The 10856-nt window shown below is 72.9% G+C and carries 11 protein-coding genes; 4 read left to right on the top strand and 7 right to left on the bottom strand.

Translation table 11 applies throughout. The features are described 5' to 3' along the window. Positions 1 to 35 precede the first annotated feature (35 nt). A complete protein-coding gene (locus TR50_RS47255; protein ID WP_160311236.1) occupies positions 36 to 791 on the bottom strand; it encodes a hypothetical protein in 756 nt (251 codons plus the stop codon). A gap of 194 nt (positions 792 to 985) precedes the next feature. Between TR50_RS47255 and TR50_RS34840 the strand changes: the two genes are divergently transcribed. Both TR50_RS34840 and TR50_RS34835 read left to right on the top strand, forming a co-directional pair. Then, entirely contained in the window at positions 986 to 1618 is a 633-nt protein-coding gene (locus TR50_RS34840; protein ID WP_052441691.1) for a VanZ family protein, read from the top strand. Between the two features lie 60 nt (positions 1619 to 1678). Beyond that, the gene (locus TR50_RS34835; protein WP_042431696.1) at positions 1679 to 1870 is read left to right on the top strand and encodes a PspC domain-containing protein; all 192 of its coding nucleotides are present in this window, start codon (positions 1679 to 1681) and stop codon (positions 1868 to 1870) included. A 76-nt stretch (positions 1871 to 1946) separates the two neighbouring features. On the opposite strand, the gene TR50_RS43240 is transcribed toward TR50_RS34835, so the two are convergent. The 4 genes from TR50_RS43240 to TR50_RS34815 all read right to left on the bottom strand — a co-directional run bounded on the left by TR50_RS43240 (position 1947) and on the right by TR50_RS34815 (position 6188). Further along, positions 1947 to 2357 carry a hypothetical protein gene (locus TR50_RS43240; protein ID WP_052441690.1) on the bottom strand — a complete coding sequence of 137 codons (411 nt, stop codon included), beginning with the start codon at positions 2355 to 2357 and terminating at the stop codon, positions 1947 to 1949. 149 nt (positions 2358 to 2506) lie between these two features. Further along, positions 2507 to 3628: an adenosine deaminase gene (locus tag TR50_RS34825; RefSeq protein WP_042431695.1), complete on the bottom strand. Its 1122-nt coding sequence runs from the start codon at positions 3626 to 3628 to the stop codon at positions 2507 to 2509. 113 nt (positions 3629 to 3741) lie between these two features. Then, entirely contained in the window at positions 3742 to 5088 is a 1347-nt protein-coding gene (locus TR50_RS34820; RefSeq protein ID WP_236654717.1) for a methyltransferase, read from the bottom strand. Positions 5089 to 5207: 119 nt separating this feature from the next. Next, positions 5208 to 6188 carry a LysR family transcriptional regulator gene (locus TR50_RS34815; RefSeq protein ID WP_084701485.1) on the bottom strand — a complete coding sequence of 327 codons (981 nt, stop codon included), beginning with the start codon at positions 6186 to 6188 and terminating at the stop codon, positions 5208 to 5210. Between the two features lie 51 nt (positions 6189 to 6239). Here TR50_RS34815 and TR50_RS34810 point away from each other — a divergent pair, with 51 nt between their 5' ends. Both TR50_RS34810 and TR50_RS34805 read left to right on the top strand, forming a co-directional pair. After that, the gene (locus TR50_RS34810; RefSeq protein ID WP_042431694.1) at positions 6240 to 7508 is read left to right on the top strand and encodes an MFS transporter; all 1269 of its coding nucleotides are present in this window, start codon (positions 6240 to 6242) and stop codon (positions 7506 to 7508) included. Between the two features lie 195 nt (positions 7509 to 7703). After that, entirely contained in the window at positions 7704 to 8903 is a 1200-nt protein-coding gene (locus TR50_RS34805) for a phosphodiester glycosidase family protein (protein WP_042431693.1), read from the top strand. A 43-nt stretch (positions 8904 to 8946) separates the two neighbouring features. Here the strand turns inward: TR50_RS34805 and TR50_RS34800 are convergent, their stop codons facing one another. Both TR50_RS34800 and TR50_RS34795 read right to left on the bottom strand, forming a co-directional pair. After that, complete coding sequence (locus TR50_RS34800) at positions 8947 to 10227, bottom strand: thymidine phosphorylase (protein WP_042431688.1); 1281 nt, start codon at positions 10225 to 10227, stop codon at positions 8947 to 8949. A gap of 235 nt (positions 10228 to 10462) precedes the next feature. Next, entirely contained in the window at positions 10463 to 10855 is a 393-nt protein-coding gene (locus TR50_RS34795) for a cytidine deaminase (RefSeq protein WP_269084832.1), read from the bottom strand. Between the last annotated feature and the right edge of the window lies 1 nt (position 10856).

The following is a 10856-nucleotide window of genomic DNA, read 5'->3' as shown; positions in this document are numbered from 1 at the left end:
CCGTCTCCCCCCCCGGCTGCCGAAGCACCCGCCGATCAAGGACGGCAGCACGCAATGAGCACCACCCAGCGCAGGCGCACGGTAAGGCGGTCCGTCAGGACCGGGGCTGTCACGGACAGGACCCTCACGGGCAGGGTCGCCCCGGACGGGGTTGTCACGGCCGGGGTTGTCACGGCCGGGGTTGTCACGGCCGGGGCGCTCAGGGCCCAGGGCGGCGGTCCCGTCCCCGGGAGCGAGGCGCCCGGGGGTCCCGGGCCGCGCACGGAGCGGCGGCGGGGCCACGCGGCCACGGCGGCGCTCGCGGCGGCCGTCGTCGCCGCGATCGTCGCGGTCACGCTGAGCGGGTGCGGCATCCGCAGCACCGCCGTGCCCGTCGACGCCGGGATCCCCGCCTCCCGCACCGCGTGCCCGCCGACCCCCGGAGCGACGGGGGGCGCGTCCGGCGACAGCACGGGACCGGCCGTCCTCACCACCGAGGCTCCGACGTACGTGCTGCCGGGCCGCCCGAGCGACCTGCCGTCGCAACTGTCGTCGCAGACGCCGTGGGAGGCCCTGGCCTCCGCGCTTCCGGTGCAGCCGGCACCGGTGTCGTCGGCGCTCGGGGGCGGGTCCGGGGCTGCCTCCGTGACGCGTCCGTCCGGCGCTTCCAGCGCTTCCAGCGCGGAACGAGGCGGCGCCGCGTCGGCCTCGTCGGCCGCGTCCGCCCGGAGCGCGCCGAAGACGCCGTCGACCGCTTCCACGCCGGCTTCGAGCGGGTTCTCCGTGAACGACTGCCCCGGTGCCTCCGGCACCACGGCGCCGTAGGTCCGGTGGTGGCGGGCGTGGGCGGCGCGGGGAGCTCAGCGTGAGCGTGGGACGCGCCAGCGTGACGGCGCACACAACGTCGCGCGCAACCACGCGCCCCACCCCGCGCGTCCCTGCTGGCGTGCAGCACGGAGAGAGCAGCGCTGATCCCCGTTCCTTCGTCGCCCGGTCAGGCGGTGCGATGCGACCCTCCCCGACCCTTCGGCCGGGGGCGACCCCGCACGCGGGCGCCCGGCGCCTCGGCCTGCTCCTGCTGACGGTCCATCTGGGCGTGCTGCTGTGGACCACGTTGCGCAGCAGCCCGTCGGTGTGGCTCGCCGACAGCAACCTGACCCCGTTCGCCTCGGTCCACGCCGAACTGGCCGCCGGCACCCTGCGGAACTATCTGGAGCTGCTGCGCAGCCTGCTCTCGCTGGCGCCGCTCGGGGTCCTGCTCCCGCTGGCCGGGGGGCGGCGGGACGCCCCGCTGCTGCTGTCGTTCACGCGCACCCTGCTGGCGGGGATCCTGGTGGCGACCGGCCTGGAGGTGCTGCAGACCACGCTTTCGCTGCGCCTGCTCAACGTCGACGACATCCTGCTGGCCTGCATCGGGATCGCGCTGACCCACCTGGCGGTGGTTCCGCCGACCCGTGCCTGGCTGCGCCACCGCGCGGCGGCGCAGGCCCGCCGGGAGTCGGCGCACGTCGCGGCGCACTCCCCTGAGGGCAACCCTGAGACCGCCCCTGAGGCCAGGCCCTTCCGGGGGACGAATCCCGCAAGGGTGCGAATCATCGGCGGGGCTGACGCCACCGCCCTTCCTGCGCGAGAGGCTTGAGACATCAAGCAGCGGCCGGTCCCGCGGAGCGGGACCGGCCCGATCGACAGGAGTGATCCCATGTCCGCGACCGCCACTCTCGCCCGCCCCCGCAGCGGCCGCATGATCGGCGGTGTCTGCGCGGGAATCGCCCGGCGCTTCGGGCTGACCCCGCTCACCGTCCGCGTGCTCTTCCTGCTCTCCTGCCTGCTGCCCGGGCCGCAGGTGCTCATATACCTGGCCCTGTGGCTGCTGCTCCCGACCGAGTACTGATCCGGCCCGCGAGTACTGAGCCGGGCCCCGAGTACTGATCAGGGCCGAGTACTGATCCCTCCTCGGCCGGAGGCGGTCAGCTGATCGACGGCGGGTTCAGCGGCAGGTTCTGGTGCAGGCTGTCGAGCGCGTGGCCCGTGCCGCCCTGGAGCTGCCCCAACGCGGGCAGGCTGCCGAGGTTGCCGACGGCGGGCAGCCCGCCGTCGCGCTGCTGCGGCACCACGGACTGCACGGCGCGCGTCGGGACCGGCAGCGAGGACGTCGCGTTCTGCACCATCGGCGCGGCGCCGTTGATGACGCCCTGAGTGGTCGAGGTCAGGTTGTGCAGACCGCCGTTGGGCGCGGTCAGGGACGACGTCGTGCCGGTCAGCGAGCTGGTCTGCGGAAGCCCGCCGAGCGGGTCCGCCGCGGCCGGGCCGGCGACGGCGGTGACCGCCGCGATGCCGAGCACGGCCGTTCCGGCCGCCTGCAGGGTGGCCTTCTTCATGAGCAGTCTCCTCGTGTCCTGCGAGCCCGGCGATCACAGCGCGTGCTCGACTGGCCGCCCAAGGTATCCACGAGGTCCGGCACGTCCCAAATCCCGGTCCACCGATCGGAGTACCGGGATTCAGGGCGTTGACGGGGGCCGAGGGAGGCTCAGGCGAAGAGCCACTCCGCCTTGAGTGCGGCGTAGCCCGGCTTGATCACGTCGTTGATCATGGCCAGCCGCTCGTCGAAGGGGATGAAAGCGCTCTTCATCGCGTTGACGGTGAACCACTGCAGGTCGTCCAGCGTGTAGCCGAAGGCGTCGACCAGGTGCTGGAACTCCTCGCTCATGCTGGTGCCGCTCATCAGCCGGTTGTCGGTGTTGACCGTGACCCGGAAGTGGAGCCGGCGCAGCAGGCCGATGGGGTGGTCCGCATAGGAGTCGGCCGCCCCGGTCTGCAGGTTGGAGCTGGGGCACATCTCCAGCGGGATGCGCTTGTCGCGCACGTAGGCGGCGAGCCGGCCGAGCTCGACCTGCCCGTCGTCCTTGACGGTGATGTCGTCGATGATGCGCACGCCGTGCCCGAGGCGGTCGGCGCCGCAGCACTGGATCGCCTCCCAGATGGAGGGCAGGCCGAAGGCCTCGCCGGCGTGGATCGTGAAGTGGTTGTTCTCGCCCGCGAGGTACTCGAAGGCGTCCAGGTGCCGGGTCGGCGGGTGGCCCGCCTCGGCGCCGGCGATGTCGAAGCCGACCACGCCGTGGTCGCGGTAGCGGTTGGCCAGCTCGGCGATCTCCCGGGAGCGGGCGGCGTGCCGCATGGCGGTCAGCAGGGTGCCGACCTTGATCCGGTCGCCGTTCTCCCGGGCGCGCTGCTCGCCGAGGCGGAAGCCCTCGTTGACGGCTTCGACGACCTCGTCCAGGGTCAGCCCGCGCTCGAGGTGCTGCTCGGGGGCGTAGCGGACCTCGGCGTAGACGACGCCGTCACGGGCGAGGTCCTCGGCGCAGTCCGCGGCGACGCGGATCAGCGCCTCGCGGGTCTGCATCACCGCGCAGGTGTGCGCGAAGGTCTCCAGGTACCGCTCCAGCGAGCCGGAGTCGGCGGCGTCACGGAACCACTGACCGAGCTTGGCCGGCTCCCGCTCGGGCAGCGCGTCGTATCCGACGGCGTCCGCCAGCTCGACGATCGTCTCGGGGCGCAGTCCACCGTCGAGATGATCGTGCAGGAGCACCTTCGGCGCGCGCCGGATCTGCTCCGAGGTCGCGGCGGGGATTTGAGGGTTGTGGGTCACCATTGCCCGATCCTAGCTCCTACGCGCGTAGATTGACCACCTTCCCGCCGCACCCGCGGCGGGCAGGACGTTGCACCGCCCGGAGCGCGCGCCCCGGACAGTGCAACCTCCGTCTGCTAACTCCTGAGCTCGTAGACGAGGTTGAACGGCGTCTCCGTCGCCCTGCGGAAGTGCGAGAATCCGGCCTCGGCCGCGACCTCCCGGGTCCGCGCCTCGCCCGCCTGCGCGCCCATCGCCCGACCCACAGGCTGCGCCTGCGAGGCGGGCACACAGATCAGCGACGAGCCGCCGTAGAACGCCCGGCTCAGCGGGTTCATGTTGTCCGCCAGGTCGTCGGCGGCGTTGGGCTCGACCAGCATGACGACGCCGCCGTCCGCCAGGCGCGCCCGGCAGTGCGACAGCGCGCCGACCGGGTCGCCCATGTCGTGCAGGCAGTCGAAGAAGGCGATCAGGTCGTAGGGGCCGCCGCCGAAGTCGGCCGAGCCCGCGACCTCGAAGTCCACCCGCTTGCCCAGGTGCTCCGCCTTGGCCAGCCTCCGGGCCTCGTCGATCGAGGGCCCGTGGTAGTCGAAGCCGACGAAGTGCGACTTCGGGAAGGCCTTGGCCATCATCATCGTCGAGTAGCCGAGCCCGCAGCCGACGTCCGCGGCGGTGCCGCCGGTGCGCAGCTTGTCCGCGACGCCGTCGAGCGCCGGGATCCACTGGTCCACCAGGAAGGCCGCGTAACCGGTGCGGAAGAAGCGGCCGACGTTCGGGAAGAGCTCCGCGTGGTGCTCCTCCCAGCCGACACCGCCGCCCTTGACGAAGGCCCGCTCCAACTTGTCGCGCGTCTCCATCGAGCCGGCCGCCGAGAAGAGCTGGAAGCCGCTCGGCGCGTAGTAGGGGCTGTCCTGCTGGGTGAAGACGACGACCTGCTCGGGGCTCAGCCGGAACCGCCCGTCCGGGTCGAGGGTGATGTACCCGCTGGCCGCCATGAGCGCGAGCCACTCGCGAACGTTGCGCTCCTGTGTGCCGGTCCGGGTCGCCAACTCCGCGGAGGTGAGCGGCGCGCCGTCGGCCATGGCGGTGAAGAGACCGAGCCGTTCGCCGATGACCATCATCGGCGCGACCGTCACCGCGCCCAGATCGGTGAGGACCTTGCCCATCAAGGTCTCCATCGCGTCCTCGTCGACGACCTCGTCCCTGGTGACGTCGAGGTTGACGAACCGGGGCTCCCCGACACAGGCCTCCCGCATCTCCTCGGCGATGTGCCGGGTCTCGGGAAGGTCGCTGTTGCGCATCGCCTCCTCGTAGGAGGGGAACTCGACGATCTGCATGAAGTGTGAGGGCTTCTCGCGGTCCTTGCCGAACATCGCGTGGTGTGCGGTCCGCTTGCCCTCGGTGATCCGCAACCACTCGTCCATCAGCCGGTCGACACGGTCCTCATCGGTGGTTTCATATTCAATGACCTGCATGAACGTCATACCGACCAACCCCCTTTCAGAGGTACAGGAACAGCGTCCCGCTCGCACCGAGTGGTCACAAGCCAGACAATGCTGACCTTTCGCTTAATTCACTCGGATTCAGCCGGATTCGCCCGGATTCAGCTGTGCAGCGGCAACCTGTCCTTCTCCGACAGCACGTAGTCACGGAAGGCGACCGCGGGCGCCGGCAACGGCCGTACCGACGACCAGACCAGCGCCAGCTCGCGCCGCGCCACGGGCGAGGAGATGGCTAGCTCCACCACGTCCGGACGCGGCAGCGAAGCCGGCGGCAGCACGGCGACACCCAGCCCCGCCGCGACGAGGCCGCGCAGCGTCTCGGCCTCCTCGCCCTCGAAGGAGATCCGCGGCGTGAAGCCGGCCTCGGCGCAGAGCGCGTCGGTGATCCGGCGCAGGCCGTAGCCAGGCTCCAGGCCGACGAAAGGATCCTCGGCCACTTCCTCCAGCCGCACCCGGCGCCGCCCGGCGAGCCGGTGGTCCGCCGAGACCACCAGGCGCAGCCGCTGCTCGCCCATCCGACGGGCGGTCAGGTCCGCCGCCTCGGGACGCGGCGAGAGCAGGCACAGGTCCAACTCGCCCTCGCGCAGCCGTGCGAGCATCTCGTCCGTGTAGCCCTGCACCAGCTGGAACCGCACCCGCGGCAGTCGCGCGCGGAAACCGCGCAGCAGCATCGGCACCGCCTCCGTCCCCATGGTGTGCAGGAAGCCGAACGCCACCCGCCCACCGGTCGGATCGGCCTCCGCCCGAGCCGCGTCCGCCCCGCGCTCGATCTCGGCGAGCACCCGCTCCGTCGACGCCAGGAAGATCCGGCCGGCCCGGGTCAACCGGACGGTGCGGCCCTCGCGCGCGAGCAGCACCACGCCCAGCTCCGCCTCCAGCCGGGCCACGGCCCGGCTCAGCGTCGGCTGCGGCATGCCGAGCTCCGCCGCCGCCCGCGTCACGTGCTCGCCGCGCGCGACCGCCGCGAACTGCGCGAGCAGCGGCGAGAGCCGCGCCGCAGGTGACGTGGGCGACAGCTCCACCTGCTCCGTAGGAAGGGTCACTGGCTCTGAGCTCTGGTCATACGTCACAGCATGGATCATCGCTCACCCATGTATTGGACGCATCAGTTGCACAGTCCTAGCGTCTGGAGCATGTCAGCGGACCCCGCCACAGTCAGCCTCCCCGCTCCCGCCGCCCTCCCCCGGACCCCGACGTCCGACCTCCGGCACCTGCCCGGCTCGCCCGGTCTGCGCCGCACCCAACTCGCGCTCTTCGGCGCGGGCCTGGCGACGTTCCTGCTGCTCTACTCCACCCAGGCGCTGCTGCCGGACCTCTCTGCGAGCCTGCACCTGACACCCGGCCAGGCCAGCTGGACCGTCTCCGCCGCCTCCATCGGACTGGCCGTCGCGGTGATCCCGATCAGTGCCCTGTCCGAGCGCTTCGGCCGCACCCGCATCATGTCGATCGCGGTCTTCGCCGCCGTCGCCATCGCGCTGGTCCTGCCCTTCACCGGCGACCTGGGCACCCTGACCGCGCTGCGCGCCCTCCAGGGCGTCGCGCTGGCGGGCCTGCCCGCGACCGCGATGGCCTTCCTCGCCGAGGAGGTCCACCCGTCGGCCCTTCCCTCCGCGATGGGCCTGTACGTGGCGGGCAACAGCATCGGCGGCATGAGCGGCCGCCTCCTCTCCGGCGTCGTCGCCGGCACGTACGGCTGGCGCGCGGGGCTGGCGGCCGTCGCGGTCGCGTCGCTGCTGTGCGCGATCGCCTTCCGGGTGCTGATCCCCCGCGCCCGGTGCTTCCGCCCCGGCCCGGTCAACCCGCGCGCCCTCTGGCACACCGTCACCGGCCATCTCGCCAACCCGCTGCTGGCTCGGCTCTTCGCCCTGGGCCTGCTCTTCATGACGGTCTTCGGCGCGGTCTACACGGTCCTCGGCTACCGCCTGGTCGCCGCGCCCTTCGACCTGCCGCAGGCGCTGGCCTCGTCGATCTTCGTGGTCTACGTCGTCGGCACCGTCGCTTCCGCGGCGAGCGCGCGCATCGGTTCACGGCTGGGCCGCCGCGGCGCGCTGTACACGGCGATCGCCACGACCTCCGCCGGCCTGCTGCTCACCCTGCCGGAGTCGCTCCCGCTCACCCTCCTCGGCCTGGTCCTGATCACGGCAGGCTTCTTCACCGGCCACTGCGTCGCCTCCGCGGCGGTCGGCCGCACGGCGACCCACGGCCGCGCCCAGGCCTCGGCGCTGTACCTGGCGGCGTACTACATCGGCAACAGCCTCGGCGGCGCGGTCGGCGCGAGCGCGTACCACGCGAGCGGCTGGGACGGCACCGTCGCGGTGGCCCTCACCGCGATGCTGCTGGCCGTCGGCGTCACCGCCTGGGGCACCATCTCCGCCCACCGCGCCCTGGCGGCCCGGGCCTGACGCCGGCGAGGCGCACCGTCAGCGGTCGGCGGCGAAGGGACTGCCCGGTGCCGTGATCGCCCCGCAGCGAGACCGCCCCGCGCCGGGCCGCGGCTTCGCCCCGCGGGCTCGGAGCCGCGCCCCGGCGGGGGCGCGGTTGCTCCTCCCGGGTGAACCTGCGGCGCAGCGGGCTGAGAGCCGGGTACCTCTCCGCTCATGCGACTGCGCCGCAAGCCCCGCGATCCAGTCGGCGACGCCGAGACCGGCCCCACCTCCCCGGGCCGTTCCCGGCGGCGCCGTGTCGCCTACGCGGCGCTCGGCGCCGCCGTCGCGGCGGCCGTCGTCGCCGGCGTCTGCGTGCACGACGCGCTCGACGCGCCCGGCCCCGGCGGGGCGCAGACGAAGCTCGCCCACTGGGGGCGCTGTCACGGCCTGGGCTCCGTGGTGAGCCTGGTCGAGAACGCGCACCAGGGCAAGGTCCCCGCGGATGCCTCCTGTACCGCGGACGCGCTCGGCATCCGGGCCAACCCGCTCCGCCCGGCGGGGCGACCGACGTCCGCACCGACGCCGACGGTGCCTCCGGTCCCGCTGCACGCGCCCGTCCAACCACTCGTCAGCCCGGCCCAACCCGGCGAGGGCGACTTCACCGCGCTGGTCCGGGAGGAGGGCCAGCCGGTGATCCAGAGCGCGCTGGTGCGGCCGGACGGCTACGACATCGGGTTCCCGGCGGGCATCGTCTGGATGAAGCAGCACGCGCTCCGCTTCGACCTGCACCCGGGGGTGTCCGAGCCCGGCGGCAGCTGGCCCGTTCCGTCCACGATCGCCCCCGGCGAACGCGCCGGCCTGGTCGCCGCCTACAACGGCGGCTTCAAGGTCTCCAACGGCGACTCGCACGGCGGGTTCTACCTCGACGGCCGGACCATCGGCTACCTCCGCGACGGCGCGGCCTCCGAGGTCTTCCACCGCGACGGCTCACTGACCGTCGGCGTCTGGAACGAGGACGTGCGGATGGCCCCGGACGTGGTCGGCGTCCGCCAGTGCCTGGTGCCGCTGGTCCGCGACGGCCGGATCACCGGAGCCGTCTACAACGGCGGCACGGAGACCTGGGGCTTCGACGACGGCGGCAACCCGGCCGTCGCCCGCTCGGGCGTGGGCGTCGACCGCAACGGCGACATCGTCTACGTCGGCGGCCGGCTGCTCACCGTCCAGTCCCTCGCCACCCTGCTGCAGCGCGCGGGCGCGGTGACGGCCATGATGCTGGACATCAACCTCAGCTGGCCGTCGTTCATCTCCTACGACGCGACGAAGGACCCCCACGACCCGGTCCCCCACAACCTGGTCAACTTCGTCCGCGCCGCGACCCGCTACTACGACTACTCCAGCCGCGACTTCGTGGCCGTCTACGCCCGCCCGTGACGGAGCCGGGCGGGCGCAGACGGAGTCGGACGACGACGCGTGACTACGAGACGCGGTCGAGGATCAGCGGGGTCGGCTTGAAGTCCGCGCCGTCGGCGATGGTGATCGCGTCCGGGGCGGCAAGGGCCTCCAGGGCGTAGTCGAAGCGCTCCGGGGTGTCCGTGTGCAGGGTCAGCAGCGGCTGGCCCGCGGTGACGTGGGCGCCCGGCTTGGCGTGGATCTCGACGCCCGCGCCCGCCTGCACCGGGTCCTCCTTGCGCGCGCGGCCCGCGCCGAGGCGCCAGGCGGCGACGCCGACGGCGTAGGCGTCGAGGCCGGTCAGCACGCCGCTCGCGGGAGCGGTGAGGACCTGCTGCTCCCGCGCGACCGGCAGGGCCGCGTCCGGGTCTCCGCCCTGCGCGGCGATCATGCGGCGCCAGTGGTCCATCGCGGAGCCGTCGCGCAGCGCGGTCTCGGGGTCCTTGCCGGTGACGCCCGCCGCGGCGAGCATCTCGCGCGCCAGGGCGATCGTCAGCTCGACGACGTCGGCCGGGCCACCGCCGGCCAGGACCTCGACCGACTCGCGGACCTCGAGCGCGTTGCCGGCCGTGAGGCCGAGCGGGGTGCCCATGTCCGTGAGCAGCGCGACCGTGTTGACGCCGGCGTTCTTGCCGAGCCCGACCATGGTCCGGGCCAGCTCCTGCGCGTCGGCGAGGTTCTTCATGAAGGCGCCGGAGCCGACCTTCACGTCCAGGACCAGCGCGCCGGTACCCTCGGCGATCTTCTTCGACATGATCGACGACGCGATCAGCGGGATCGCCTCGACGGTGCCGGTGACGTCGCGCAGCGCGTACAGCTTCTTGTCGGCGGGCGCGAGGCCGTCGCCGGCCGCGCAGATGACCGCGCCGGCGTCGCGCAGCACCTGCATCATCTCGTCGTTGGAGAGCAGGGCCCGCCAGCCGGGGATGGACTCCAGCTTGTCCAGCGTCCCGCCGGTGTGGCCGAGCCCGCGGCCGGAGAGCTGCGGCACGGCCGCGCCGCAGGCCGCGACGAGGGGGGCGAGCGGCAGCGTGATCTTGTCTCCGACACCGCCGGTGGAGTGCTTGTCGCTGGTGGGCAGCGGCAGCGAGGAGAAGTCCATCCGCACGCCGGACCGGATCATCGCGTCGGTCCAGCGGGAGATCTCGCGCAGGTTCATCCCGTTCAGCAGGATCGCCATGGCCAGCGCGGACATCTGCTCGTCCGCGACCTCACCGCGGGTGTAGGCGTCGATCACCCAGTCGATCTGAGCATCGGTCAGCTCGGCGCGGTCGCGCTTCGCGCGGATGACGGAGATGGCGTCCACGTGCACTCCATGGTTGTGCGAAGGGGGAGACAGACAGAACTCTACGCGCGTAACAGCTCGTTGCAAGACATCAGGGGCGAGGAACGGGCGCGCGGCGGGCGACCACAACAGGGGCGCGGGGAACTGCGCGACATGCCACCCACATGCGGATGGTCCCCGACGCCCAGGGCCTCCGCACAGGGTGGTTGCTCGCGCCCACGCGGCGGGGCCGCATGGTGTTGCAGCTGAATCCCGGTTACAGACGTTCCGGCCCGAAGGCGTCCGGCAGGAGCTCGCTGAGCGGGCGGATGCCGGAGACGGACTCCACGATCAGCTCCGGGCCGCCGTGCTCCCACAGCAGCTGCCGACAGCGCCCGCAGGGCATCAGCGGCGCGCCGCTGCGATCGCAGCAGGTGAACGCCACCAGGCGGCCGCCGCCCGAGGCGTGGAGTGCGGACACCAGTCCGCACTCCGCGCACAGGGCCAGTCCGTACGACGCGTTCTCGACGTTGCAGCCGCTGACGATGCGGCCGTCGTCGACCAGCGCCGCCGCGCCCACCGGGAAGTCGGAGTACGGCGCGTACGCGCGCCCCATCGCCTCCCGGGCCGCGGAGCGCAGCGCGTCCCAGTCGACCGCGTCGGTGTCCACG

The organism is Streptacidiphilus anmyonensis (genome assembly GCF_000787855.1).
GTDB lineage: Bacteria > Actinomycetota > Actinomycetes > Streptomycetales > Streptomycetaceae > Streptacidiphilus > Streptacidiphilus anmyonensis.
Note: the sequence above shows the minus strand (reverse complement) of the source record. Positions and strands in the feature narration are given on the sequence as shown.